Source organism: Chimaeribacter arupi, assembly GCF_002858805.1.
GTDB lineage: Bacteria > Pseudomonadota > Gammaproteobacteria > Enterobacterales > Enterobacteriaceae > Chimaeribacter > Chimaeribacter arupi.
Genome location: NZ_PJZI01000050.1, coordinates 1 through 25,846, shown reverse-complemented (window position 1 = coordinate 25,846; position 25,846 = coordinate 1). Strand labels below are relative to the sequence as shown.

Here is a 25,846-nt window from a genome sequence, read left to right as displayed (position 1 = left end):
CGGCGGCAGCCTCTGGCCCGCTGCCGGTGGTGCTGGTGGTGCAGGAGATTTTCGGGGTGCATGAACATATCCGCGATCTCTGCCGCCGGCTGGCGAAAGAGGGCTATCTGGCGATTGCGCCGGAGCTCTATTTCCGCCAGGGCGATCCGCAGCAGTACGCCACCATTGATGAGCTGCTCAGCAAGCTGGTGAGCAAAGTGCCTGACCAGCAGGTGCTGGCGGATCTGGACCACACTGCGCACTGGGCAACCCGCCACGGCGGCGAGGCCAACCGGCTGGCGATCACCGGTTTCTGCTGGGGCGGGCGCATCGCCTGGCTCTACGCCGCCCATAACCCGCAACTGAAAGCCGCCGTCGCCTGGTACGGCAAGCTGGTGGGCGAGAAATCCCTCAACCAGCCGAAACACCCGGTGGACATCGCGGTGGATCTCAACGCCCCGGTGCTGGGGCTGTATGGCGGGCAGGACAGCGGCATCCCGCAGGACACGGTAGAGACGATGCGCCAGGCGATCCGCGCGGCCAACGCCACCGCCGACATTGTGGTCTACCCGGACGCCGGGCACGCGTTTAACGCCGATTACCGCCCGAGTTACCATCAGGAAGCCGCCGAGGATGGCTGGCAGCGGATGCTGACCTGGTTCAAACAGTACGGCATGGCAGGAGCCGGCTGATTCACCGCTATGAAAAACGCGCCGTGCTGCTTACGCGGCGGCATGGGAAAACCGGCCGGTAATCCGATCAAAAAAGGGCGCATCTGCGCCCTTACGTTTGCCCACACTCCCCTTACTCTGCGCCTTCCCCCTGTTCCGCCCGCAGGCGCCGGGCGGCTTTCACCATGTTCGCCAGGGCCTGGCGGGTTTCCGGCCAGCCGCGGGTTTTCAGGCCGCAATCCGGGTTCACCCACAGGCGTTCCGCCGGGATAGTCTGCGCGGCTTTGCGCAGCAGTGCTTCAATCCATTCCACGCCCGGCACGTTCGGCGAGTGGATGTCATAGACGCCGGGGCCGATTTCGTTCGGGTAGGCGAAGGCGTTGAACGCGTCCAGCAAATCCATATCTGAACGCGAGGTTTCGATGGTGATCACATCGGCATCCAGCGCGGCGATGGACGCCATGATGTCATTGAACTCGCAATAACACATATGGGTGTGGATTTGCGTTTCATCCCCGGCCACCGCGGCCGTGAGTTTGAATGCCTCCACCGCCCAGGCGAGGTAGTCCTGCCAGTCGGCACGGCGCAATGGCAGCCCCTCGCGCAGGGCCGGCTCATCAATCTGGATGATGCCGATGCCGGCTTTTTCCAGATCCGCCACTTCGTCACGCAGTGCCAGCGCGATCTGTCTGGCAATCACCTCACGGGAGACATCCTCACGCGGGAAGGACCAGCAGAGTATGGTCACCGGGCCGGTCAGCATCCCTTTGACCGGCTTGTCAGTCAGGGACTGGGCATATGTCGCCCACCCGACGGTGATCGCTTCCGGGCGGCTGATGTCACCGATGATCACCGGCGGCTTCACGCAGCGGGAGCCGTAGCTCTGCACCCAGCCGTTCTGGGTGAAGACGAAGCCGTCCAGGTGCTCGCCGAAGTACTCCACCATGTCGTTACGCTCGGCTTCACCGTGCACCAGCACATCCAGCCCCAGGCGCTCCTGCTCGGCAATCGCCTGCCTGATGTGCCCGCTGATGCCGGTGCGGTAGTGGTTGCTGTCCAGGCGGCCCTGTTTGAAGTCCAGGCGCAGGCCGCGGATTTCCGGGGTCTGCGGGAAGGAGCCGATGGTGGTGGTCGGCCAGGCAGGCAGGTTAAATCTGGCGCGCTGTTTTTCAGCCCGGATCGGGTAGGCGTGCGGGCGCTCGCTCTCCTGGGCGGTGATCGCCACCAGGCGTTGGCTTACGGCGGCGTTATGCACGCGCTTAGAGTCGCGCCGCGCGCGGATCGGCGCGCTGTACGCCGCCACCTCCTCCAGCGTTGCCTGATCGCCCTGGTTCAGGGCGCGGGTCAGCAGGGCCAGCTCACCACATTTTTGCAGGGCGAAGGCGAACCAGCTTTTTACTTCCTCATCCAGCCGGGTTTCCACGCTCAGGTCGATCGGGCTGTGCAGCAGGGAACAGGTGCTGCCGAGCCACAGCGTACGCGGCCCCCCCGCCAGCGGTTGCAGGCGATCCCGCCAGCGGCTGAGGTCAGCACGCCAGACGTTGCGGCCGTTGATCACGCCCAGCGAGAGCACCCAGTCAGCGGGCAGCATGTGGTTCAGCGCCGCGATGTCGTCATGCCCTGCCACCACGTCCACATGCAGCCCCTGCACCGCCAGGTGGCGGATTGTCTCAAGGTGATGGCCGATGCTGTCGAAATAGGTGGTCAGCAGCAGCTTGACCCGGCCGTTCAGCGCGGCATAGGCGGGTTTGAACGCGTCCCGCCAGGCGGGCGGCAGCTCCAGCACCAGCGCCGGTTCATCAATCTGCACCCACTCGATGCCGCGTTTAGCCAGCTCGGCCAGCACTTGCTGGTAGACCGGCAGAATCTCGTTCAACAGCGAGAGGCGGTCGAACGGCTCACCTTTGACTTTGCCGAGCCACAGGTAAGTTACCGGGCCAAGCAGCACCGGTTTCACCGGGTGGCCCAGCGCCAGCGCCTCATCCACTTCCTCCAGCAGTTGCGTCCAGGTCAGGGCAAAACGCTGGCCTTGATGGAATTCCGGCACGATGTAGTGGTAGTTGGTGTTGAACCATTTGGTCATTTCGGCCGCCGCCGCCGGCTCACCGGCCGGTGCCCGGCCGCGGGCGATGCGGAACAGGGTGTCCAGATCCACCTTACCGGACGCGTCCTGGTGACGCGGCGGCACGTTGCCCAGCAACAGGCTGGTGGTCAACACATGGTCATACCAGGCGAAATCCCCCACCGGCAGCAGATCGACCCCGGCATCGCGCTGTTGCTGCCAATGGCGGGCGCGCAATTCACGACCCACAGCCAACAGGTCTTCCTGCGTTGACGTGCCGGCCCAGTAACTTTCCTGTGCTTTTTTCAGTTCACGACGTAAGCCAACGCGTGGAAAACCCAGAGTGTGGTTCAGAATTGTCATGGTCAAATTCCTCATTTAGCCGTCCAGATGTTTACACATCCATAATCCGCAGGTACTGTATAATCCACAAGCGCAAAATGTTCACTGTCACTGTGAAGGACTCTCATGATCGAACTTAAACACTTACGGACGTTGCAGGCGTTGCGGAATACCGGCTCGCTCGCCGCCGCCGCCGCGCAGCTCCATCAGACGCAATCGGCGCTGTCGCACCAGTTCAGCGACCTGGAGCAACGGCTGGGGTTCCGGCTGTTCGTCCGTAAGAGCCAGCCGCTGCGCTTTACCCCGCAGGGGGAGATTTTGCTGCAACTGGCGGAACAGGTGTTGCCGCAGATCCAGCAGGCGCTTCAGGCCTGCCATGAGCCGCACCAGACCACGCTGCGCATCGCCATTGAGTGCCACAGTTGCATCCAGTGGCTGACCCCAGCGCTGGACAACTTCCGCCAGCGCTTCCCGCAGGTGATCATGGACTTCAAATCGGGTGTGACTTTTGACCCACAACCCGCGCTGCAACAGGGCGAGCTGGACGTGGTGCTGACGTCAGACATCCTGCCGCGCAGCGGGCTGCATTACTCACCGATGTTTGATTTCGAGGTACGGCTGGTGCTGGCCCCGGATCACCCGCTGGCAACCAAAGCGCAGATCCTGCCGGAGGATTTAAGTGACGAGACGCTGATGATCTACCCGGTGCAGCGCCAGCGGCTGGACATCTGGCGGCACTTCCTGCAACCGGCGGGGGTCAGCCCGGCGCTGAAAAGTGTGGATAACACGCTGTTGCTGGTTCAGATGGTGGCGGCACGCATGGGCATTGCCGCGCTGCCGCACTGGGTGGTTGAGAATTTTGAGCGTCAGGGGTTAATCGTGACCAAGACGCTCGGCAGTGGGTTATGGAGCCGGCTGTACGCGGCGGTACGCGAAGGCGAGCAGCGCCAGCCGGTCACTGAGGCCTTTATTCGTTCGGCGCGCCAGCACGCCTGCGATCATCTGCCGTTTGTGAAGGACGCGGCGCGACCCAACGCCGGTGCACCCAAAGCGACGCCATTATCACTGCACCTCCCAGAATAAAGCTCGGCCAGTGGGGCTGCTGTTGCCAGATCGCCAGATTGACCAGCAGCCCGGCCGGGACGTGAAAGTTGTTCATAATCCCCAGCGTGCCGGCATCCACCTGCGTTGCCCCCACGTTCCACATGAAATAGCCCAGCGCGGACGCGCCAACCCCCAGCCAGATCAGGATGCCCCATTGCAGGTGGGTGGTTGGCAGCTTATGCGGATTACCGAACAGCACCCACGCCACAATCGCGCATAACACTGCACCGATGTAGAACCAGGAAAACGCCGTATGTTGCGGCATCGGCCGCGTTTCCATCAGCCGCTTATAGCCGACCTGCCCGATGGCGAAACAGAGGTTCGCCGCCTGCACCAGCAGCAGCCCGATCACAAAATGCTCGCTGATGTGGTCGTAACGGATAATTGCCGCGCCGACCACCGCCAGCAGCGCGCTGAGGGCATACCCCATACGCACGCCGCGCCCGCTGATCAGGTCATAAATCAGCGTCACGTAGAGCGGTGTCATCACGGTAAACAGCAGGAATTCCGGCACCGTCAGGTAGAGGTACGCCTGGAAGCTGATCAGGTACATGATGCCGAGCTGCATCGCCCCGACGCCCATATAGAGCAGCAGCGTCGAGGCTTTATGGCCGCGCCAGCGCAAAAACGGCAGGAATACCAGCGCGGCCAGCACCAGCCGCACCAGCACAGAAAAGACGCTGTCCACCTGCCCGGCCAGGTACTCGCCAATCAGGCTGAAGGAGAACGCCCACAAAATGGTGGTGATAATCAGTAAAAACACAGTGATTGTCGCTATCAAAGGGAAAAGGGGATTGTAACGGATACGCGCGCGTAAAAATTCCCGAAGATGGTTTACGTGTGATTATTATTTACACAAACAGACAGGCCTTTACCGGCCGGATCACGCACAGCCCTGCCGGGATGGCATACACTGAAAGGGTAGGAAGGCAACGCCCGAGACGGGCAATGGAGAAGCAACATGAAAAAAATGACCCTGATCGCCTGTGCACTGGCCACCGGCCTGATGGCCGGCAGCGCCGTGGCAGACGCCCTGAAACCGCTGTCGCCGCAGCAACGCCAGCAGCAATTGCTGAATAACCCGGCGCAGCGCAACACCCAGCAGCGGATGCAGACCAACCAGCAGTTGCAGCAGCGCCAGCTGGAGATCGATCGCCAGACCAGCGCCCAGCAGCAGAATCAGCAGTTACGCACCCAGATGCAGACCGATCAGCAGCGGATCCAGCAGAACCAGCCCGGCAGCAAATAACCCGCGCAGGGCGTCAGATACGGACGCCCAGCATCGTCAGAATCAATGGCGTGGTGATGCCCGACAGCGCCGTGGACATCACCAGGCTGGCCGCCGCCGGCCCGGCCAGCACGTTGAACTGGCGTGACATCAGGTACACATTCACCCCGACCGCCATCGACCCGAGCAACACCACCACGCGGGTTTCCATTGCCGGCAGATCCAACGCCACCGCCAGCAGCCAGACCACCAGCGGCTGCACCAGCAGCTTCATCACACAGATGGCGGAACTGAGCCGCCAGCCGTCCCGCACCCGGTACTCTGCCAGCCCCATGCCCAGCACCACCAGCGACAGCGGCGCGGCACTCTGCCCGAGCATCGACACCGGCTGGTCGATGATATGCGGCAGCGGCAGGCGGGTCAGGCTGAACAGCGTGCCGGAGATAATGCCGATAATCAGCGGGTTGGTAAGCACACTGCGGGCGGTTTTGGCGAAGCCCGCCAGCGTCGGCGAGCCATTGCGCGCCCACTCAATGGAAATGGTCACCAGCGTCCAGAGGATCAGGCCGTTGAATACCAGCACCAGCGCCACTGACGGCACGGCGGCCTCGCCCAGCATCACGGTGGCGATCGGCAGCCCCAGCATCACGTTATTGGAAAAGATGCCGCCGAGGGCAAACACCGAGCCGGAGATGCCGTCCAGCCGGAACAGGTGCTTTGCCAGCACCCGGCCCAGCACAAACACGATCAGGCAACTGCCGAAAAAAGCGATAAGCAGGCGGGCATCCACGGCGGGGCGTTGGGTGAAATCACACATCATGCGGAACAGCATTGCGGGCAGCGCGACGGAGAACACCAGGCGGGTCAGTGCATCGGTAAAAGCGGTGGGCCATTTTCCCCAGCGGATCAGCCCATATCCCAGCACAATCAACACAAATAACGGCACCGACAGCAAAACCTGATGCCACAGCGACAGCATAAAAGCAGGCATGACAATCCTTGTGTAAAGGCGGACGCCAGACAGTGCAGGCCCCGGAAGTGAGTGACGGCGGCCTGCGTATTGTTAGGCGACTCTTGATTTGCCTGCTACGTAAAGTCCGCGCCCATCAAATCTATCCGGTCAGTACAGATGCAGTCAACGCCCCAGCTGAGCAAAAGTCGCGCACGTTCCGGGCTGTTGACGGTGTAGACCAGGATCCGCAACCCGGCGGCTTTCAGTGCCTCAGTGCGTGCCTGCGTCAGCGCCTGGTGGTTGATATGCAACGACACGCAGGCCAGTTGGGTGGTCAGCGCCTGCCAGTGCTCGTCCCACTCATCCAGCAGCAGGCCACGCGGCAATTCCGGCACCGCCCGTTGGGCGGCGGCCAGCGCCTCGACGGAGAATGACGAGAGCAGCGGCGGCACCGGCTGCCCTTCCCACAGCAGCCGCGCAGCCGACGCCACCACTTTGCCCGTCTCCTCCTCGGTGCCGGTGGTGGGTTTGATCTCGATGTTCGCCATCAGCCCATGCTGCACACAGCGATCCGCCACTTCCGACAGCAGCGGCAGTTTTTCGCCGCGAAAGGCGTTGCTGTACCAGTTGCCCGCGTCCAGCGTCACCAGTTTCTCCCACGGCAAGTCGCCCGCCACGCCCCAGCCGTTGCTGGTGCGATCCAGCGTGTCGTCATGCAACAGGAAAATCTGGCCGTCCTGCGCCAGTTTCACATCAAATTCAATCATCCGGTGGCCGAGGCGCACCCCGGTTTCAATCGCCGCCAGCGTATTTTCCGGGGCCAGCGAACCGCCGCCCCGGTGCGCCACGATGCGTGGGTATGGCCAGTCTGTTGTCATTATTCCATCCGTAATCCATCAGCCGTATCAAAGAAGTGTAGCGCCTGCGGCGGCAATACCAGCGACAGCATAGAGCCGACCGCCGGGCAGTGCTCATGGGAGAGCCGCACCACCATGCTTTGCCCGCCCCACTGGCCGTGGGCGAGGTTATCCGCCCCCAGCCGTTCCAGCGTCGCCACCTTCAGCGGCAGGCCGCGCGTGTTGCCGTCTGCCAGCTGAATATGCTCCGGCCGGATGCCCACGGTCAATGCCCGCCGGCTCCAGGCCGGGCGCACTTCCGGCAACGCCAGCGCGGTGCCGTCCGCCAGCAGCAGCGCGCTGCCCTCGGCATCCACCTGCCCTTCCAGCAGGTTCATCGCCGGTGAGCCCATAAACCCGGCGACGAAACGGCTGGCCGGACGCTGGTAGATCTCCGACGGCGTGCCGATCTGCTCCGCCACCCCTTTGTTCATCACAATCACCCGCTGCGCCAGCGTCATCGCCTCGACCTGGTCATGGGTGACGTAGAGGCTGGTGGTGCGCAGGCGGCGGTGCAGTTGTTGCAGCTCCAGCCGCATCTGCACCCGCAATTTGGCATCCAGGTTCGATAGCGGCTCATCAAACAGGAACACCGCCGGTTCGCGCACAATCGCCCGCCCCATCGCCACCCGCTGGCGCTGGCCGCCGGACAGTTCGCGCGGTTTGCGCTTCAGCAGCGGCTGGAGTTCCAGAATGCGCGCCGCCTCTTCGACCTTTTCTGCAATCTGCGCTTTGCCGAGGCCGCGGATTTTCAGGCCGTAGGCCATGTTGTCAAACACGCTCATGTGCGGGTAGAGCGCATAGTTCTGGAACACCATCGCGATGCCGCGATCTTTCGGCTCCAGATCGGTCACGCGCCGCCCGCCGATATAAATATCGCCGCCGCTGGTGCGTTCCAGCCCGGCAACCATCCGCAACAGCGTGGATTTGCCGCAACCGGAGGGGCCGACCATCACAATAAATTCGCCGTCGGCCACATCCAGATCAATCTGGCGGATCACCGGGGTTTTGCCGTCATAACTCTTGCTGACCGCCTGCAATTTCAGATTCGCCATTACTCACTTCTCACTGTCAACCAGACCACGAACAAACCAGCGCTGCATCGTCAGCACCACCACCAGCGGCGGCAACAGGGTCAGCAGCATCGCTGCCATCACCTGGTTCCACTGCGTGACGCCATCGCCCAGCGAAATCATGCTTTTGATCCCGGCGACGGCAGTGCCCATTGAGGCGTCACTGGTGATCAGAATCGGCCACAGATACTGGTTCCAGCCATAGATAAAGGTGATCACAAACAGCGCTGCCAGGTTGGTCTTCGACAGCGGCAGCACCACATCCCAGAAGAAACGCATCGGCCCTGCACCGTCGATCCGCGCCGCTTCCAGCAGCTCATCCGGCAGCGTCATAAAGAACTGGCGGAACAGGAACGTCGCGGTGGCAGAGGCCATCAGCGGCAGCGTCAGGCCGGTATAGCTGTCCATCAGATGCAGCCCGGCCATCACCTCCACCGTCGGGAAGATCCGCACTTCCACCGGCAGCATCAGGGTGAGGAAAATCATCCAGAAAAACAGGCTGCGCAGCGGAAAACGGAAATAGACAATCGCGTAGGCCGAGAAGATCGACACGCTGATTTTGCCCAGCGTAATCACCAGCGCCATCACAAAGCTGTTGAACAGCAGCAGGCTGAACGGCGCACTGTGGCGGCTGACCCCTTGCGTCCAGATGGTGCTGATGTTCTGCCACAACTGGCTGCCGGGGATCAGGGTCATCGGCACCTGAAATACCTGCTGGTTATCCAGCGTGGCCGCCACAAAGGCCACATAGAGCGGGAACAGCACCACCAGCACGCCGAGCAGCAGCATCACATGGCAGAAAATATCCAGACCTCTCCGGTTTTCGATCATTGGTAACGCACCTTACGCTCGACAAAGCGGAACTGGAGTACCGTCAGCCCAATCACCAGCAGCATCAGCACCACCGATTGCGCCGCGGAACTGGCCAGATCCAGCCCGGCAAAGCCCTCACGGTAAATCTTGTAGATAAGCGTGGTGGTGGCCTGCACCGGCCCCCCGGCAGTGGCTGCGTCGATCACCGGGAAGGTATCGAAGAAGGCGTATACCAGGTTGACCACCAGCAGGAAGAAGCTCACCGGTGAGATCAGCGGCAGCACCAGGTTGAAGAAACGCCGGACCGGCCCGGCGCCGTCAATCGCCGCCGCCTCCACCAGCGAGCGCGGAATGGATTGCAACGCCGCCAGGAAAAACAGGAAGTTGTAGCTCACCTGTTTCCAGACTGACGCCACCACCACCAGCGTCATCGCCTGCCCGCTGTACTGGGCGTGGTTCCAGTCATAACCCAGGATGCCCAGCCAGTGGCTGATAAGCCCCATACCGGGGTTGAACAGGAACATCCACAGCACCGCGGCCACCGCCGGGGCGACCGCATAGGGAAGGATAAACAGCGTCTGGTAAATCCGGCGCGCCCGCAGCACACGGTCAACCATCGCGGCCAGCAGCAGCGAGATGATAAGCCCGCTTACTGCCACCAGCCCGCTGAAGATAAGCGTGGTGGAGAACGATTCCAGATAGGTGTCGTCCTGCCACAGGGCGCTGAAATTCTCCAGCCCGACGAACTCGCTGGAGATGCCGAACGGATCAAGGCGCTGTACCGAGTACCACAGCGCCTCCCCCGCCGGCCAGATAAAGAAGATCACGGTAATCAGCAGTTGCGGCAGCACCAGCACATAGGGCAGCCAACGGCTGTGGAAACCGGGGCGCGACAGGGACATCAGGCGATCCTTGTGTTACTTGGTGGAGGATTCGAACCGGCGCAGCAGCACGTTGCCGCGCTGTACGGCGGAATCCAGTGCCTGTTGCGCGGTTTTCTTGCCGGTCCAGACGCTTTCCAGCTCCTCATCCACCACAGTACGGATCTGCGGCATGTTGCCCAGGCGCAGGCCGCGGGTGAACGGTAACGGCGGCTTGTTCAGCATCTGGCGGGTGGCGGTGTCCGCCCCTGGGTTTTTCTCATAGAAGCCCTGCTGGCGCGTCAGCTCGTAGGCGGCGGTGGTGATCGGCAGGTAGCCGGTTTTCTGGTGCCACTCGGCGGCGATCTCCGGCTGGATCAGGAACTGCATGAACTGCGCCACACCCTTGTAAGTGGCGGCATCTTTGCCGTTCATCACCCACAGGCTGGCCCCGCCGATGATGGCGTTCTGCGGTGCGCCTTTCACGTTGGCGTCATACGGCATCATGCCGACACCATAGTTGAATTTGGCGTAGTGGCGGATGTCCGCCAGCGAGCCGGAGGAGGCGGTGGTGATGGCGCAGTCGCCGTTGTAGAACTTGGCGGTGGACTCATCTTTGCGGCCAAAGTAGGTGAAGCCGCCCGATTTGTTCAGGTCAGCCAGCATCTGGATGTGCTTGACCTGCTCCGGCTTGTTGAATTCCAGCACGGCGTCCGTGCCGTCAAAGCCGTTGTTTTTGCTGGCGACCGGCAGCCCGTGCCAGGCGCTGAAGTTTTCAATCTGGATCCAGCCCTGCCAGCCGCTGGCGTAGCCGCACTTCATGCCGGCCTCACGCAGTTTGGCGGTGTAGGCCGCCAGATCCTGCCAGGTTTTCGGCGGCTGCTCCGGGTCAAGCCCCGCTTTCTTGAAGGCGTCTTTGTTGTAGTAGAGCACCGGCGTGGAGCTGTTGAACGGCTGGGAGAGCAGGTGGCCGCTCTTGGCATCGGTGTAGTAGCCGGACACCGTCGGCACGAATACGGATTCATCGAACGGCAGGCCCGCGTCGCTGAACACCTGATAAACCGGTTTAATCGCTTTGCTGGCCATCATGGTCGCGGTGCCGACTTCATACACCTGGAGAATGGCTGGGGCGTTGCCGGAACGGTAAGCGGCGATCCCGGCCGCCAGGCTCTGCTCATAGTTCCCTTTATAAACCGGCACAATTTTCACGTCCGGGTGGGCCTGGTTGAAGCGATCTGCCAGCGAATCGACTTCCACGCCCAGCTCGCCTTCCATCGAGTGCCAGAACGGAATGGTGGTCACGGCCAGCGCGTGGGTGCTGTAAGAGAGCGCCAGTGCCGTACAGAGGGCAGCGGTTTTAAGGCGGGGTGAAAAGGTAAGGGAAATAAACATGCCTGTCTCCTGAAAAGGGGGGGTGTACGGCATGGCGAGGTAAACCCCTCATGCATGAACACATTTTCGAAACCGGGAGCTAACATGACACGATAAAATGATAGAAAAATAACCGTTAAATGACAATAAAATGACAGGTGAATGAAGTGAGAGTGACGGGCAGATGGCAAAAAAGGGGCGAAGCGCCGGAAAGGCGCCTCGCCGTTAACCCTTACAGGGCGCGCTTCAGGCGGGCAACCGCCTCCTGCATCTGTGCTTCTGTGGCGGTGGCAAAGGAGAGGCGGAAGGTGGAGTGGTCCGGCTCGGCGGCAAAGAAATACTCGCCCGGCACAAACACCACGCCCTGCTTCAGTGTCTCCTGCAACCAGTCTGCGGTGTTGCGCGGTTGGCGGAATTTCGCCCACAGGAACATGCCGCCTTTCGGCATCTCAAAGGTCACATGTTCACCCAGCTCCTGCTCCAGCAGGGAGGCGAGCACCTCACACTTGTGTTTGTAGGCGGCGCGGATGGTTTCGATCTGCGCCGGTAACCGCCCCAGCCCGAGGTAATATTCCGCCACCACCTGCGACAGCGAACTGGCGTGCAAATCTGCCGCCTGTTTGATGCTGGCCACTTTATGCAGCAGCCACGCCGGCATGATCACCCAGCCCAGGCGCAGCCCCGGTGCCAGAATTTTAGAGAAGGTGGAGGTATAGATAATGTTATCGGTGTGGCCGTTCAGCGCAGCCGCCAGCTCAAACAGCGTCGGGTTGCGTTCGTCGGTGAAACGCAGCTCGCCGTACGGGTCATCTTCAATGATCAGGAAACGGTGCTCGGCGGCCAGTGTCACCAGCTGTTCGCGGCGCGCGCGGCTCAGCGAAACGCCGCTCGGGTTGCCGAAGGTCGGTACCAGATACACACCCTTGATGGTCTGCGTTTTCAGCAGCTCCGCCAGGTCGTCCACGATCATGCCGTCGCGGTCAGAGCGCACCGTCAGCAACTGCGCTTCGGCCAGTTCCAGCGTTTGCAGCGCCGCCAGGTAGGTCGGGCTTTCCACCACAAAAATGTCGCCGGGGTTAACCAGCGCACGCATCACCAGATCCAGCGCCTGCTGGGAACCGGCAGTCACCACGATGTCTTCCGGGCGGGTCACGATGCCGCGCTCCGCGCACAACCCTGCGATCTGCTCACGCAGGGTGTGGCTGCCTTCGGTGAGGCCATACTGGAACGCATTCTTCGGCTGCTCGGTGATCGCACGCTGCGTCGCCTGGCTCAGCCCGTCAAAATCAAACAGCGCATCCGACGGAATACCGCCGGCCAGCGAGATGACGTTCTCCATTTTACTGTGTTTAAGCAGCTCGCGGATGGCCGAACTTTTCAGCCTGATCATGCGCTGTGCCAGTAATCCCTCAGTGTTCATCTCTTTCTTCATGTTGATTCACTAAAAATAGGTGCCTGAAAAAGGGGCGTTGCCGCCCCGCTCCGGTCAGCCGCCCAGATAGGCGCTGCGTACCGCTTCGTTTGCCAGCAGGGCGTCGCCGCTGTCCTCCAGCACCACGTGGCCGTTTTCCAGCACGTAGCCGCGGTCAGCCAGTTTCAGCGCCTGGTTGGCGTTTTGTTCCACCAGGAAGATGGTCATGCCCTCTTCCCGTAATTGCTGGATGGTGTCAAAAATCTGCTGGATGATGATCGGCGCCAGCCCCAGCGACGGCTCATCCAGCAGCAGCAGTTTGGGCTGGCTCATCAGCGCACGGCCGATGGCCAGCATCTGCTGCTCGCCGCCGGACATCGTCCCGGCGCGCTGCGCCTCCCGCTCTTTCAGCCGGGGGAACAGGGTGTAAACCCGCGCCAGCCGTTGCTGGAACTGATCTTTCGCGGCAAAAAAACCGCCCATCGCCAGGTTCTCTTCCACCGTCATACGGGAAAAGACCCGCCGCCCTTCCGGGACAATGGCGATCGCCCCGCGCATGATCTGCGCCGTCTGCCAGTCGGTAATATCACTGCCTTCAAAGCGGATACGCCCGGTGGTGGCGCGCGGCTCGCCGCACAGGGTGCCGAGCAGCGTGGTTTTCCCGGCACCGTTGGCACCGATCAGCGTGACGATCTCACCCTTGTCGATATGCAGACTGACATTATGCAGCGCCTGAATCTTGCCATAGTGGGCGGAAACCTGGGTTAACGACAACATCGGATTTAATGACAAAGTAATTATTCCTCGCCCAGATAGGCCCGGATCACATCCGGGTTGTTACGGATTTCTGCCGGGGTGCCGTGCGCCAGCGGCGTGCCCTGATTGACCACGTAGATGCGGTCCGAAATGCCCATCACCAGTTTCATGTCATGCTCAATCAGCAGCACCGACACATTGTGGTGGCCGCGCAGCTCGGCGATCAGCTCGTCCAGTTCGTCAGTCTCTTTCGGGTTCAGCCCGGCGGCGGGTTCATCCAGCATCAGCAGTTCCGGGCGCGTCACCATGCAGCGGGCAATCTCCAGCCGCCGTTGCTGGCCGTAGGCCAGATTCCCGGCCTGGCGGTTTGCCATCTCCAGCAGCCCGACGCGCTCCAGCCACACCGCTGCCCGCGCCTGCGCATCCGCTTCTGCCCGACGGAAGCCCGGCGTCTTGAACAACCCGGCCAGCACGCCGCTTTTCAGGTGCTGGTGTTGCGCCACCAGCAGGTTTTCAATCACCGTCATTTCGCGGAACAGCCGCACATGCTGGAAGGTGCGCACCACACCCATGCGGGCGATTTTCTGCCCCGGCAGCCCCTCCAGGTGCTGATCGTTGAGTTTGATGCTGCCGCCGGTAGGCTTGTAGAAGCCGGTCAGGCAGTTGAACACCGTGGTTTTGCCCGCGCCGTTCGGGCCAATCAGCGACACAATTTCGCCCCGGTTGAGCGTCAGCGCCACGTTATTGACGGCCAGCAGGCCGCCGAAACGCATCATCAGGCCATCCACCTGCAATAAAGGTTGGGTACTCATGCCTGCTCTCCTTTATCGCCGGAATGGGCCGCCTGTTGCAAGGCCGCTGCGTTCATTTTCAGTTGTGGCCGTTTCATCGGCAGCAGCCCTTGTGGCCGCCAGATCATCATCAGCACCATCAGTGCGCCGAGCACCAACATGCTGTACTCATTAAGGTCACGCATCAGCTCACGCGACACCACCAGCAGGATTGCCGCCAGAATCACCGCGAACTGCGAGCCCATGCCGCCGAGCACCACAATCGCCAATACAAAGGCCGACTCGGCAAAGGTGAAGGATTCGGGGCTGACGAAGCCCTGCCGCGCCGCAAACAGCGTCCCGGCAAAGCCGGCAAACGCGGCGCTGATGGTAAACGCCGTCAGCTTGATGCGGGTCGGGCTGAGGCCGAGCGAGCGGCAGGCTATCTCATCTTCGCGCAGCGCTTCCCAGGCGCGCCCCAGCGGCATCCGCAGCAGGCGGTTGATGACAAACAGCGTCAGCACCACCAGCAACAGCGCCACCATGTAGAGGAAGATGATGCGGTCGCTGGGGTCATAACGCAGGCCGAAGAAGTTGCTGAAGGTGTCCCAGCCGCCGTCCCGCGCGGTACGGCTGAACTCCAGCCCGAACAGCGTGGGTTTCGGGATCTGGCTGATGCCGTTCGGCCCGCCGGTGATCTCGGTGTTGTTCAACAGCAAAATGCGCACGATCTCGCCGAAGCCCAGGGTGACAATCGCCAGGTAATCGCCGCGCAGGCGCAGCACCGGGAAGCCCAGCAGGAAGCCAAACGCCGCACTGACCAGCCCGGCCAGCGGCAGGCTCTCCCAGAAGCCCAGCCCGTAATAGTGGTTCAGCAGCGCGTAGGTGTAGGCGCCGATGGCGTAAAAGCCGCCATACCCCAGCACCAGCAACCCGGACAGCCCGACCACCACGTTAAGGCCCAGCCCCAGCATGATGTAGATAAGCGTCAGGGTGGCGACGTCCACCGTGCCGCGTGACACCAGGAACGGCCAGGCAATCGCGGCCAGCAGCAGCACCAGCGCCAGCACTTTCTGCCGTGTGGTGGTGCCGTCAAAACTCGGCAACACGAACGACGGCGCACTGCCGCGTTTCAGGGTATGTTGCAGCAGCGGGCGGAACAGCTGGAAGAAAAACACCACCACGCAGCCGATGCCGATCCACTCCCAGCGCACGCTGGAGGCGCCGTTCACCACCAGCCGGGTGCCGTCGAGGCTCAGTTGCAGCCCCATCAGCAGCGAGGCCAGCACCAGCAGCACCAGCGTGGAGACCAGCGCATTGACCAGATTGAGTTGTTTCATACTTTCTCAACCTCCGGGCGGCCAAGGATGCCGGTCGGCATCACCAGCAGTACCACAATCAGCAGCGCAAAGGAGACCACATCTTTGTATTCGGTGCTCAGGTAGGCGGAGGTGAGCGCCTCGGCCACGCCGAGGATCAGCCCGCCAATCATCGCGCCCGGGATGCTGCCGATGCCACCCAGCACGGCAGCGGTAAAGGCTTTCATCCCGGCCATAAAGCCGATGTAGGGGTTAATCACACCGTAGAACTGGCCGAGCAACACGCCCGCCACCGCCGCCATGCCCGCGCCGATCACGAAAGTCAGCGAGATTACCCGGTCGGTGCTGATGCCGAGCAGGCTGGCCATCTTCAAATCTTCCGCACAGGCACGGCAGGCGCGGCCCATCCGCGAATAGCGGATAAACAGCGTCAGGCCCAGCATGGCGAGGAAGGTCACTATCCAGATGGTGAGCTGCATGGTGCTGATGGTGGCGGCAAAGCCGTTGCTCTCGCCCAGCGTCCATTTGCCGGTAACGATGCTCGGCAGCGCCAGATCGCGCGAGCCTTGCGTCAGGCTGACGCTGTTTTGCAGGAAGATCGACATCCCGATGGCGGAGATCAGCGCGATCAACCGCTTCGAGTTGCGCACCGGCTTGTAGGCCACGCGCTCGATGCTCCAGCCGTAGGCGCTGGCGATCACAATCGCCACGATAAACCCGGCGCCGATCAACAACCAGCCCGCGTCGATGCCCATCATCATCAGGGCGGCGATCACGATAAAGGAGACATAACTGCCGATCATATACACCTCGCCGTGGGCGAAGTTGATCATGCCGATGATGCCGTACACCATGGTGTAACCAATGGCGATAAGTGCATAGGTGCTGCCCAACGTGACGCCGTTGAACATTTGTTGCAGGAAATAGAGAAACTGCTCTGACATACGCTGACCTTAACGTGCGGACGCCCGGCCCGGAGTGATAAAGGCAGAAGAGGCGCGGTTCTCCGCGCCCCTCCCTGTGACTTCACCCGCCGGCGTCCTGCAATAACGGGGCTTATTGAATCGGTGTGGAAGTACCGTCTGCGTGCCACTGGAAGACGCCGAACTCGAACCCTTTCAGGTCGCCTTTCTCATCCCAGCTCAGCGGGCCCATGACGGTGTCCACGGGTTTGGCTTTGAGGTCTTTGACGATATCTTCCGGCTCCTGGCTGCCGCTGCGCACCATGCCGGTGGTCAGGGATTGCAACGCCGCGTAGGTTGTCCAGACAAACGGGCCGGTCGGGTCGAGTTTCTTGGCTTTCAGCGCGTCCACAATCGGCTGGTTGGTCGGTACCTGGTCATAGCGTTTCGGCAGGGTCACCAGCATCCCTTCGGACGCGGCACCGGCGATGTTCGACAGCGAGGAGTTGCCGACCCCTTCCGGCCCCATGAATTTGGCCGTCAGCCCGGCCTGTTTGGCCTGGCGCAGCATCTGCCCCATCTCCGGGTAGTAACCGCCGAAGTAGACGAAATCGACGTTCTCTTTCTTCAGGCGCGCCACCAGCGTGGAGAAGTCTTTATCCCCGGCGGTGATCCCTTCGAACAGCACCACGTTGGCCCCGGCTTTCTTCAGGCTCTCCTGCACTGAGCGCGCCAGCCCTTCGCCGTACTGCTGTTTGTCATGCACCACGGCGATACGCTGCGGTTTGATGTTGTCGACAATGTATTTTGCCGCCGTCGGCCCCTGGTCAGAGTCCAGGCCGGTGGTGCGCATAATCATCTTGTAACCACGGGTGGTCAGGTCGGCGTTGGTGGCTGCCGGGGTGATCATGATAATGCCTTCGTCTTCATAGATATCGGACGCAGGCTGGGTAGAGGAGGAGCAGAGGTGGCCGATGACATAACGGATGCCGTCATTGATCACTTTGTTGGCGACCGCCACCGCCTGTTTCGGGTCGCAGGCGTCGTCATACTCCACGCCCACCAGGGTGTCACCCTTGAGCAGCCCTTTGGCGTTGATGTCCGCGATCGCCTGGCGTGCGCCGGTGAACTCCATGTCGCCATACTGGGCGACCGGCCCGGACATGGCCCCGACAATGGCAATTTTAATCTCTTTGGCCACTGCTGTTTGCGCCATCGCCAGAGCAATACACCCGGCCAGCAGTACCGAACCCGTTTTGGTTACTTTCATCCGAACTACCCCATCTGTGGTTGTGATGTCATCGTTGTGGTTATTGCCTGAAAAACCGCCGCTTATTCCTTTTTCTGTATAGGTAATAACGGGTTAGTTTTCTTACAGGCGTTTTTTTATAATAAGACTTTATTTTTCATGCCATTAAACAGGAATTTTCTTCTGCAAATCAACTCACACACTCAGAAACAAGCGGTACAAACAGAATAAAAATCGGAGTAAATTCGCGCACCCTGAGATCAGTATGGTCGCTTATGCTGGCTTTTGCCGCAGCCGGTGATCTATAACTCTGAAAATGCGTGCGGAAAAAAACGTTGTGCGCAGTTAAAAAAAATAGCGTGCGCCATTTTTATATAGCGCAAATACCATGACCGCGTATTCCCAGGGCAGAGAGCATGAAACTCACGATTGAGCGGCTGACGGCGTTGAATCAGCAAGATGTGATTGATTTGGAAAAGATTTGGCCGCAACAGGCGTTCGCGCCCGGCCCGCTGGCCGGCAGTGGGCTGCTGTTTGCTGCCCGCTTCAATGCGCGGCTGCTGGCAGCGGTGAACGTTGAGGTTACGGGTGCCACCGCCGTGATGACCGGTTTCACGGTGCGGGAAGTGACGCGCCGCCGGGGTGTGGGGCGCTATCTGCTGGAAGAGACGATGCGGCAGGTGCCGGGCGTGCGCCGCTGGCGGCTGGAAGGCGATGCGGATGATGCGGCGCTACAGGCGTTTATGCTGGCGTGTGGGTTCCGGGCGGTTGCCGGGCATTGGGAACTCGCCGGATAACAGGCACAAAAAAGCCCGGCGAGCCGGGCTTTTTATCATTTACGGCCACACTGCGCCGGGCATTACGCCTCGATCGCCAGCCGCAGTTTCTTCATGGCGTTTTTTTCCAGCTGGCGCACGCGCTCAGCAGACACGCCGTATTTGTCGGCCAGCTCCTGCAGGGTGGACTTGTTATCGTCGTCCAGCCAGCGGGCGCGGATGATGTCCTGGCTGCGTTCGTCCAGCCCTTCCAGCGCGTAGCTGAGTTTGTCAGCGGCGTTGCTCTCCCAGTTGTCCTCTTCAATGCCCTCGGCAAAGTCAGAGCTTTTGTCCTGGAGGTAGAGCATCGGGGCCATCGCCTGGCCATCACGCGCTTCGTCGTCCGGCGTCGGGTCAAAGGTCATGTCCTGTGCCGACATGCGGGATTCCATCTCCATCACGTCTTTGCTCGACACGCCGAGTTCACGCGCCACCAGCTCGACTTCATCCTGGTTAAACCAGCCCAGACGCTGCTTGGTTTTACGCAGGTTAAAGAACAGTTTGCGCTGTGCCTTGGTGGTCGCCACTTTCACGATGCGCCAGTTACGCAGCACATACTCGTGGATTTCGGCCTTGATCCAGTGCACCGCAAAGGAAACCAGACGTACCCCGACTTCCGGGTTAAAGCGGCGTACCGCTTTCATCAGGCCGATGTTGCCTTCCTGGATAAGGTCCGCCTGCGGCAGACCGTAGCCTGAATAGTTACGGGCTACGTGAGCGACAAAGCGCAGGTGAGACAGGATAAGCTGCTTAGCCGCATCCAGATCGCCCTGATAATGCAGCCGTTCAGCCAGCTCCCGCTCTTCCTCTGCCGTCAGCATCGGATAAGCATTGGCGGCCCGCACATAGGCTTCCAGGCTACCTTGGGGAATTAAGGCTAAAGTTTGCATTTCTTTGGTCATTCAAACCCTCTCTTGATTAGAACGTTCATGCAGGTTCGTTTACCGCCGGGCCTTTTTGATCTGTTTGCGTAGCCACGGGCGGACACCCTTACATTTGCTCACTCTTTGACCGTGATCGTCGTCACAAGTTCCCTGACAATCTTTTCCGAACAGCCAACCCTACGTGATGGCATCAAATTTGGGTAGGGAAAATGTGCGAAAGGAAGAGGCCGGAAAGGTGACTGCGTGGAGGCTCTTCCCCTGCGTACACAATCAGAGCAGCAGGGGAAGAGTATATCAAAAAATCGTTATTGTGGTGTAAAGCGCCGTAAATGTTGCACCGTGGCAAGCCACGCGGCGACCCAGCCAATCATCGCGGCAATCAGCAGCAGCAGCAGGCTTTCGTCCCAGCCCAGCCCATGCAGGGTGAAGGTGGTACCGAACACTGCGGCAACATGCAGCACCACGCTTTCCAGCCGCATCACCAGCGCCTGAGAGAGCACCAGCGACAGCAGCGCCCCAAACAGGCCGAGCATCGCGCCGCCATTCAGGAACGGCCGCAGGATAAAGCCGTCGGTTGCGCCAATCAGCTTCATCACATTGATGGTGTCACGGCGGCTGAAGATACTGAGCCGCACGCTGTTGCCGATCACCAGGAACACCGCCACGATCATCAGGATGCCGATCATCGCCGCCACCTGGCCGACCAGCCCGGTCAGCGCCGCCAGCCGGGCGAACCAGCTGTCATCCATCCGCACTTCGTCGATGCCCTGCACGGCCGCCACGCGGTCACGCAGGGTGTTGAGCGTCTCCTGGCTCTGGAAGTTGAGCTTCGGGGTGATGATCGCCACCGCCGGCAGCGGGTTCTCCTCCAGCATGTCCAGCGCGCCGCCGAACCCTGACCAGTTGCGGAACTCGCCCATCGCCTCGTCACGGGTGAGGTAGTTGACCTTCTCTACCCCGGCCTCTGCCCTCAGCGCTTTGATGACGTTTTCCGCCGCGTCATCATCCAGCGCCTTGTCGAGATAGACCGTAAGCTGCGGCGTCGGGTACCACTGCTGGGCCGCAGTGCTGACGTTTTTCCACACCAGGTAGCAGACGCTCGGCAGCGTCAGCGAAATGGCGATCACCATGATGGTGAGCAACGTCGCCAGCGGCTGGCGCAGCATGTCAGACAGCGCGTTCGACCAGGCGTAGCGCCACTGCTCATGCCAGCCGCCGCGCAATGATTTGCTTTTGGCCGTGTTGGCCGGTGCGGCGTTGCGGGTGGTTTTTGGGTTACTGGCCATGAGGGTGCCCTCCGCCCATACGGCCCTGGCTCAGGGTCAGGATGCGATAATCACGGCGGGCGATCAGGCCCATGTCGTGGGTGGCCATCAACACCGTGACGCCCACCCGGTTAAACTCTTCGAACAAACGCAAAATGCCTTCGGAGAGCGCTTCGTCAAGGTTGCCGGTGGGTTCGTCCGCCAGCAAGACCGCCGGTTTGTTTACCACCGCACGGGCGATGCCGACGCGCTGCTGTTCCCCGCCGGAGAGCTGGATCGGGAAGTTTTTCGCTTTGTCCAGCAGGCCGACCTTGTCCAGCGCGGCCGACACGCGGCGGCGGATATCTTCGGTGCTGGCCCCGGCGATCACCAACGGCATCGCCACATTGTCATACACCGTGCGGTCCATCAGCAGGTGGTGATCCTGGAAAATCATGCCGATCTGGCGGCGCAGGAACGGCACTTCGCGGCTTTTCAGGCGGCTGATGTCATGCCCGCCGAACCAGATATGCCCGGCGCTGGGGCGCTCAATGCCGCAAATCAGCTTGAGCAGCGTACTTTTCCCGGCGCCGGAGTGGCCGGTCAGGAACGCCATTTCCGCGGGACGGAGGTGGAAATCCACCCCCTGCAACGCTTGCCGGCCACCGAGATAAGCTTTACTGACCTGTTCAAAGCGAATCATCCGTATTAATCCTCTCGGGCAAAAAGTGCCTCAATAAAATCGTCGGCCTTAAACGGCCGCAAATCTTCAATGCTCTCACCGACGCCAATGTAGCGGATCGGGATGCCGAACTGGTCAGCGATGGAGAAGATCACCCCGCCTTTCGCCGTACCGTCCAGTTTTGTCAGCGTGATACCGGTCAGGCCCACGGCTTCATTGAACAATTTCGCCTGGCTTACCGCATTCTGCCCGGTGCTGGCATCCAGCGTGAGCATAACCTCATGGGGGGCGTTCTCGTCCAGTTTTTTCATGACGCGGACAATCTTCTTCAGCTCTTCCATCAGGTGCGATTTGTTCTGCAAGCGCCCGGCGGTATCGGCGATCAGCACGTCGATTTTACGCGCTTTGGCGGCTTGCAGGGCGTCGAAGATCACCGAGGCGGAATCCGCGCCGGTATGCTGCGCCACCACCGGGATGTTGTTGCGCTGGCCCCAGACCTGAAGCTGCTCCACCGCCGCGGCGCGGAAGGTGTCACCGGCGGCCAGCATCACGGATTTGCCCTGGGCCTCAAACTGGCGCGCCAGCTTGCCGATGGTGGTGGTTTTCCCCACGCCGTTGACGCCGACCATCAGGATCACAAACGGCGTATGGGCGGTGACGTCGAGCGGTTCATCGACTTTCGCCAGAATCTCCGCCATCTCCTCTTTCAGCTTGCCGTAGAGCTGCTCGGCATCTTTCAGCTCTTTGCGGCTGGCGTGCTGGGTCAGCGAGGTGATGATGCGGCGGGTGGTTTCCACGCCGACGTCCGCGATCAGCAGCTGTTCTTCCAGCTCCTCGAACAGGTCATCATCGATTTTCTTGCCGCGGAACAGGCTGATAAAGCCGGAACCGAGATTCTGCTTGGTTTTGACCAGGCTGCGCTTCAGGCGGGCGAAGAAGCCCTCTTTGGTCGGGCGCTCCTGCTCCTGCGTCACGGCCTCGGCAGGCACAATCGGGGCCAGTTCCAGCGGCGCGGCCTGTTCTTCTTCCAGCACGGCGTCCGAAAGCGGCTCACCGCGGTCGTTGGCCAGCGCCGGGATGGCGGCGTCGGTCTGTTCTACCGGCTGGTGGGCGATGGCCTGCTCGTCCGCCACCTGTTCGGTGAGGGTCACAATTTCCTGCGCCAGCTGTTCCGGCACCGCGGCGGCCACCGGCTCTGCGTTTACCGGCTCAGGCTGGGCGGGTTCGGGTTTAACCGGCTCCGGCTGCGCAGGGGCGGCCTCCGGGACGTGCGTGATTTCCGGCTCAGCGGGCTTGGGTTCAGCAGGCGCTGCGTCAACAGGTGCGTCCGGTACGGTGGTCTCTTCCGGAGAAACCACAACCTCTTCCTGTTCGGTTTTCTCTTCCTGACGGTTACGACCAAACCAGGAGAAAAACCCGCGTTTTTTCTCTTTTGCCATTTTTAGACTTCACTCCTCGCCTGTTGCTGGGCGTCAGGGCATTAAAACGTTATGAACCCGGCAGTCTATCACTTTATGTGAGCGGCAATACACCTCCGGCAGTGCAAAGCCGCTGTTTTCACGGGCATGGCGAAACATTTGCCCTGAAACCTGACACCGGTAGAATAGCGCACCAAACTGTATGTGAGTGCTGCCGGTTCGGCCGCTGAAAATTGAAACGAGATATGGCAAAAAAACCGCAAACCGCCCCGGCCGGGCAAATCCGCATTATTGGCGGGCAGTGGCGTGGCCGCAAACTTCCGGTTCCACACAGCCCCGGCCTGCGCCCCACCACCGACCGGGTACGTGAAACGCTGTTTAACTGGCTTGCGCCGGTTATCCGCGGCGCACGCTGCCTTGACTGCTTTGCCGGCAGCGGCGCGCTGGGCCTGGAGGCGCTCTCCCGCTATGCCGCGCACGCCACACTGCTGGAGTACGAACGGCCGGTGGCGCAGCAACTGGAGAAAAACCTGGCGCTGTTGCGCCCGGAGAGCGCGGAAGTGGTCAACACCAACGCGCTGAACTGGCTGGAGCAGCCCGGCACACCGTACGATGTGGTGTTCCTCGATCCGCCGTTCCGCAAAGGCATTCTGGATGCCACCGTGGCGCTGCTGGAGCAGCGCAACTGGCTGGCCCCGGACGCCTGGATCTATATTGAAGCGGAAGCCGAAAGCGCCGCCACCGCGGTGCCCGCAGGCTGGCAGTTACACCGTGAAAAAATCGCCGGGCAGGTCGCCTACCGGCTCTATATCCGCCTGAGTTCTGAGACATCACCGGCACCCGAGGAGAAACACACCGATGCTGATTAATATTGGCCGCCTGCTGATGCTCTGCATCTGGGGCTTTCTGCTGGCGAACCTGGTTCACCCGTTCCCAAAACCGCTGAATATCTTCCTGAATGTGGCGATGATTTTTATGGCGATGATGCACGGGCTGCAACTGACGCTGCTGAAATCGACCCAGCCGAAAGACGGCCCGGCGCTCAGCCGTGCGCAGCAGTTCCGCATTTTCCTGTTCGGGGTGTTTGAACTGCTGGCCTGGCAGAAGAAGCAACCGGCACTGAAAAACCTGAAGAAGAAATAATCCCGCCTCAGGGCGCGGCGTCCGGGGTGAAGGCGATAAACCGCGTCCCCTGAAGCACCAGCGTGCCGCGCGCGCCCTTGTCGATCTGCCGGTAATCCGGTGCACTCAGCACCAACGTCACCGGGCTGTTGTCCAACGGCTTGAATGAGACCTCATAACGCATCTCCTCGACCGGGATCACCTCACGCTGGCGCGACCGGCGGTTGGGGGCCGGAAACTCACGCTTGCCCGCCACCGTCACCACCAGGTGCTGAACCGGCGCGGCATCATTCTCTGCGGCGGTGCGCCGCTGTTTCAGGTATTGCCGGGTCGCCAGCCCAACGATCAGCAGCACCACCAGCACAATAATCAGCGGCGGCTTACTCATCACGGCCGCTTGCCGGGCAGGTGCGGAAACGGCGCGACGTTATCGCCAAGTTCTGAAATACGTGCGCTGCCGCGTTCGGTGACGGCATCAATCCGGATCACCGCCTGCAACGGAATATAGCTGCGGGTGACCCCGGCAAACTCGCTTTTCAGCCGCTCGGCGGACGGGTCAACCAGCACCGTGGAGTGGCTGTCGAACACGAAATCCGCAATCTCGATAAAGCCGAACAGCGCGCCCTGCACCACTTCCCGCACATAGAGCTGATAGTTTTTACCGTTATTCATAAACTGAATCCGGTACAGCGGTTGTTCATTACTCATGACTTTCCCCTTTTCCTCCGCAGGAAATCTGACGCTTTTCGTTAACATAGCATGGCGGCGGCAACCCGTGTAACGGACAGTAAAGCACCGGGAATCCGATTGTCCGCCGGCGGCGCTTTCCCCTACACTTATCCCGACAGAGGGAAATGCAGCCGCGCAGCGTGGCTGTAATGATGAAAAACATAAACGTTAAGAGGGAAACAGAATGAGTTGGCCTTTACTTGCGGTAGTTTTTTCGGCCTGGCTTTACGTAGATGCCAGTTATCGCGGCCCGGACTGGCAGCGCTGGCTGTTTAAGCCGATTACCTTGTTGCTGTTGCTGCTGCTGGCGCTGGAAACCCCGGTTCTGTCAGTGTACGGCTACCTGATCATCATGGGGCTGGTGGCGACGCTGCTGGGCGACGCGCTGATGCTGTTGCCGAAGTCACGCGTGATGTATGCGCTGGGGGCGTTTTTCCTTTCCCACCTGTTCTATACGCTGAGTTTTGCCACCCAGATGACCATCTCGCTGTTCTGGCCGCTGCCGCTGACGCTGGTGATTATCGGCGCGGCACTGCTGGCGGTGATCTGGACACGTCTGGAAGAGATGCGCTGGCCGGTGGTGACCTTTGTGGCGATGACGCTGCTGATGGTGTGGCTGGCAGGTGAGCAATATTACATGCGCAGCACCGATTTCACCTTCTCGATTCTGGTCGGCACCTCCCTGCTGCTGCTGTCGGTGATCCTGGGGCTGGTGAACCATTACCGCCTGAAATTCCGCGCGGCGGATGCCCTGGTCGCAGCCTGCTACTTCGGCGGCCACTTTATGGTCGTGCGGTCGATGGTGCTGTAACCCGCCCTTCCCCCCAGCTTCACGGTCTGCGCCGCCTCAGGCGCAGACCTTTCCCTTCAGGCAACGCCTTTGCGCAACAGGTAACGGTACGGCAGGTTCTCGGTGTCCGAGGCCAGCAGGGTATGTTCCATAAACCGGCAGAAACCGGGAATGTCGCGCGTGGTGGCCGGATCGTCAGCAATAATCAGTAACGTCTGCCCTTCCTCCATATGGCGCACCGCTTTGCGCACCATCATCACCGGCTCCGGGCAACGCAGGCCCAGCGCGTCCAGCGTGTTATCTGCCTGGGAAAATTGGTCTGTCATGGTTTCTCTCAATCAAGGCTGGCGGGTGCGGCAACAGGCCGCAGCCGGAAAGGGGCACAGTTTACCGCCGCTGAAATC

28 protein-coding genes are annotated in these 25,846 nt (G+C 61.0%); 7 read left to right on the top strand and 21 right to left on the bottom strand.

Translation table 11 applies throughout. The annotated features are described in order from the left end of the window. Window positions 1-671: dienelactone hydrolase family protein (locus CYR52_RS20945; protein ID WP_101829359.1), on the top strand; the 671-nt coding region annotated here is incomplete at its 5' end. Window positions 672-783: 112 nt separating this feature from the next. On the opposite strand, the gene metE is transcribed toward CYR52_RS20945, so the two are convergent. After that, the gene (gene metE / locus CYR52_RS20940) at window positions 784-3,075 is read right to left on the bottom strand and encodes a 5-methyltetrahydropteroyltriglutamate--homocysteine S-methyltransferase (RefSeq protein WP_101829358.1); all 2,292 of its coding nucleotides are present in this window, start codon (window positions 3,073-3,075) and stop codon (window positions 784-786) included. 105 nt (window positions 3,076-3,180) lie between these two features. Here metE and metR point away from each other — a divergent pair, with 105 nt between their 5' ends. Then, window positions 3,181-4,137, top strand: a complete 957-nt coding sequence (metR, locus tag CYR52_RS20935; protein WP_072931407.1) for an HTH-type transcriptional regulator MetR — start codon at window positions 3,181-3,183, stop codon at window positions 4,135-4,137. On the opposite strand, the gene CYR52_RS20930 is transcribed toward metR, so the two are convergent. Beyond that, window positions 4,022-4,921 (bottom strand): carboxylate/amino acid/amine transporter, encoded by a 900-nt coding sequence (locus tag CYR52_RS20930; RefSeq protein WP_101829357.1) that lies wholly within the window; start codon window positions 4,919-4,921, stop codon window positions 4,022-4,024. The genes metR and CYR52_RS20930 overlap by 116 nt on opposite strands. A gap of 198 nt (window positions 4,922-5,119) precedes the next feature. Here CYR52_RS20930 and CYR52_RS20925 point away from each other — a divergent pair, with 198 nt between their 5' ends. Further along, window positions 5,120-5,407 carry a DUF2756 domain-containing protein gene (locus CYR52_RS20925; protein WP_101829356.1) on the top strand — a complete coding sequence of 96 codons (288 nt, stop codon included), beginning with the start codon at window positions 5,120-5,122 and terminating at the stop codon, window positions 5,405-5,407. A 13-nt stretch (window positions 5,408-5,420) separates the two neighbouring features. Here the strand turns inward: CYR52_RS20925 and CYR52_RS20920 are convergent, their stop codons facing one another. From CYR52_RS20920 to CYR52_RS20865, 12 genes are all read right to left on the bottom strand, one after another. Next, entirely contained in the window at window positions 5,421-6,377 is a 957-nt protein-coding gene (locus tag CYR52_RS20920; RefSeq protein WP_072931402.1) for an AEC family transporter, read from the bottom strand. A 95-nt stretch (window positions 6,378-6,472) separates the two neighbouring features. Next, complete coding sequence (gene ugpQ, locus CYR52_RS20915; protein ID WP_101829355.1) at window positions 6,473-7,216, bottom strand: glycerophosphodiester phosphodiesterase; 744 nt, start codon at window positions 7,214-7,216, stop codon at window positions 6,473-6,475. Continuing rightward, entirely contained in the window at window positions 7,216-8,289 is a 1,074-nt protein-coding gene (locus CYR52_RS20910; RefSeq protein ID WP_072931397.1) for a sn-glycerol-3-phosphate import ATP-binding protein UgpC, read from the bottom strand. The genes ugpQ and CYR52_RS20910 overlap by 1 nt, the downstream gene beginning before the upstream one ends. Before the next feature lie 3 nt (window positions 8,290-8,292). Then, window positions 8,293-9,138, bottom strand: coding sequence for a sn-glycerol-3-phosphate ABC transporter permease UgpE (ugpE, locus tag CYR52_RS20905; RefSeq protein WP_072931395.1), 846 nt, complete (start codon window positions 9,136-9,138; stop codon window positions 8,293-8,295). Next, on the bottom strand, window positions 9,135-10,022 hold the full coding sequence (ugpA, locus tag CYR52_RS20900; RefSeq protein ID WP_101829354.1) for a sn-glycerol-3-phosphate ABC transporter permease UgpA: 888 nt from the start codon (window positions 10,020-10,022) through the stop codon (window positions 9,135-9,137). Before ugpA ends, ugpE begins: the two co-directional genes overlap by 4 nt. A 15-nt stretch (window positions 10,023-10,037) precedes the next feature. Then, window positions 10,038-11,372, bottom strand: coding sequence for a sn-glycerol-3-phosphate ABC transporter substrate-binding protein UgpB (ugpB, locus tag CYR52_RS20895; RefSeq protein ID WP_101829353.1), 1,335 nt, complete (start codon window positions 11,370-11,372; stop codon window positions 10,038-10,040). Window positions 11,373-11,583: 211 nt separating this feature from the next. Further along, window positions 11,584-12,771: an aminotransferase-like domain-containing protein gene (locus tag CYR52_RS20890; RefSeq protein ID WP_072931390.1), complete on the bottom strand. Its 1,188-nt coding sequence runs from the start codon at window positions 12,769-12,771 to the stop codon at window positions 11,584-11,586. Window positions 12,772-12,837: 66 nt separating this feature from the next. Beyond that, a complete protein-coding gene (gene livF / locus CYR52_RS20885; RefSeq protein ID WP_072931388.1) occupies window positions 12,838-13,539 on the bottom strand; it encodes a high-affinity branched-chain amino acid ABC transporter ATP-binding protein LivF in 702 nt (233 codons plus the stop codon). A 20-nt stretch (window positions 13,540-13,559) separates the two neighbouring features. Further along, window positions 13,560-14,330 carry a high-affinity branched-chain amino acid ABC transporter ATP-binding protein LivG gene (gene livG / locus CYR52_RS20880; RefSeq protein ID WP_072931386.1) on the bottom strand — a complete coding sequence of 257 codons (771 nt, stop codon included), beginning with the start codon at window positions 14,328-14,330 and terminating at the stop codon, window positions 13,560-13,562. Continuing rightward, the gene (locus tag CYR52_RS20875) at window positions 14,327-15,628 is read right to left on the bottom strand and encodes a high-affinity branched-chain amino acid ABC transporter permease LivM (protein ID WP_072931384.1); all 1,302 of its coding nucleotides are present in this window, start codon (window positions 15,626-15,628) and stop codon (window positions 14,327-14,329) included. Before CYR52_RS20875 ends, livG begins: the two co-directional genes overlap by 4 nt. Beyond that, complete coding sequence (gene livH / locus CYR52_RS20870; RefSeq protein WP_072931382.1) at window positions 15,625-16,551, bottom strand: high-affinity branched-chain amino acid ABC transporter permease LivH; 927 nt, start codon at window positions 16,549-16,551, stop codon at window positions 15,625-15,627. Before livH ends, CYR52_RS20875 begins: the two co-directional genes overlap by 4 nt. 112 nt (window positions 16,552-16,663) lie before the next feature. Further along, window positions 16,664-17,779 carry a branched-chain amino acid ABC transporter substrate-binding protein gene (locus CYR52_RS20865; RefSeq protein WP_072931380.1) on the bottom strand — a complete coding sequence of 372 codons (1,116 nt, stop codon included), beginning with the start codon at window positions 17,777-17,779 and terminating at the stop codon, window positions 16,664-16,666. A gap of 395 nt (window positions 17,780-18,174) precedes the next feature. On the opposite strand from CYR52_RS20865, the gene panM reads away from it, so the two are divergent. Continuing rightward, entirely contained in the window at window positions 18,175-18,555 is a 381-nt protein-coding gene (gene panM, locus CYR52_RS20860; RefSeq protein ID WP_101829352.1) for an aspartate 1-decarboxylase autocleavage activator PanM, read from the top strand. 62 nt (window positions 18,556-18,617) lie between these two features. Here the strand turns inward: panM and rpoH are convergent, their stop codons facing one another. The 4 genes from rpoH to ftsY all read right to left on the bottom strand — a co-directional run bounded on the left by rpoH (window position 18,618) and on the right by ftsY (window position 22,822). Further along, on the bottom strand, window positions 18,618-19,475 hold the full coding sequence (gene rpoH / locus CYR52_RS20855; RefSeq protein ID WP_072931376.1) for an RNA polymerase sigma factor RpoH: 858 nt from the start codon (window positions 19,473-19,475) through the stop codon (window positions 18,618-18,620). Between the two features lie 287 nt (window positions 19,476-19,762). After that, a complete protein-coding gene (gene ftsX, locus CYR52_RS20850; RefSeq protein ID WP_072931374.1) occupies window positions 19,763-20,743 on the bottom strand; it encodes a permease-like cell division protein FtsX in 981 nt (326 codons plus the stop codon). After that, entirely contained in the window at window positions 20,733-21,404 is a 672-nt protein-coding gene (gene ftsE, locus CYR52_RS20845; RefSeq protein WP_072931372.1) for a cell division ATP-binding protein FtsE, read from the bottom strand. Before ftsE ends, ftsX begins: the two co-directional genes overlap by 11 nt. A 5-nt stretch (window positions 21,405-21,409) precedes the next feature. Continuing rightward, window positions 21,410-22,822: a signal recognition particle-docking protein FtsY gene (gene ftsY, locus CYR52_RS20840; protein ID WP_101829351.1), complete on the bottom strand. Its 1,413-nt coding sequence runs from the start codon at window positions 22,820-22,822 to the stop codon at window positions 21,410-21,412. 224 nt (window positions 22,823-23,046) lie between these two features. Between ftsY and rsmD the strand changes: the two genes are divergently transcribed. Further along, window positions 23,047-23,670: a 16S rRNA (guanine(966)-N(2))-methyltransferase gene (rsmD, locus tag CYR52_RS20835; protein WP_072931369.1), complete on the top strand. Its 624-nt coding sequence runs from the start codon at window positions 23,047-23,049 to the stop codon at window positions 23,668-23,670. Next, window positions 23,660-23,944, top strand: coding sequence for a DUF1145 family protein (locus tag CYR52_RS20830; protein ID WP_072931367.1), 285 nt, complete (start codon window positions 23,660-23,662; stop codon window positions 23,942-23,944). The genes rsmD and CYR52_RS20830 overlap by 11 nt, the downstream gene beginning before the upstream one ends. A 7-nt stretch (window positions 23,945-23,951) precedes the next feature. Here the strand turns inward: CYR52_RS20830 and CYR52_RS20825 are convergent, their stop codons facing one another. Then, complete coding sequence (locus CYR52_RS20825) at window positions 23,952-24,311, bottom strand: DUF2500 domain-containing protein (RefSeq protein ID WP_072931365.1); 360 nt, start codon at window positions 24,309-24,311, stop codon at window positions 23,952-23,954. Continuing rightward, on the bottom strand, window positions 24,311-24,631 hold the full coding sequence (locus tag CYR52_RS20820) for a DUF1820 family protein (protein WP_072931364.1): 321 nt from the start codon (window positions 24,629-24,631) through the stop codon (window positions 24,311-24,313). Before CYR52_RS20820 ends, CYR52_RS20825 begins: the two co-directional genes overlap by 1 nt. A gap of 205 nt (window positions 24,632-24,836) precedes the next feature. Between CYR52_RS20820 and CYR52_RS20815 the strand changes: the two genes are divergently transcribed. Next, window positions 24,837-25,463 carry a lysoplasmalogenase gene (locus tag CYR52_RS20815; protein WP_072931362.1) on the top strand — a complete coding sequence of 209 codons (627 nt, stop codon included), beginning with the start codon at window positions 24,837-24,839 and terminating at the stop codon, window positions 25,461-25,463. Window positions 25,464-25,519: 56 nt separating this feature from the next. Here the strand turns inward: CYR52_RS20815 and tusA are convergent, their stop codons facing one another. Continuing rightward, on the bottom strand, window positions 25,520-25,768 hold the full coding sequence (gene tusA / locus CYR52_RS20810; RefSeq protein WP_072931360.1) for a sulfurtransferase TusA: 249 nt from the start codon (window positions 25,766-25,768) through the stop codon (window positions 25,520-25,522). Window positions 25,769-25,846: the final 78 nt, after the last annotated feature.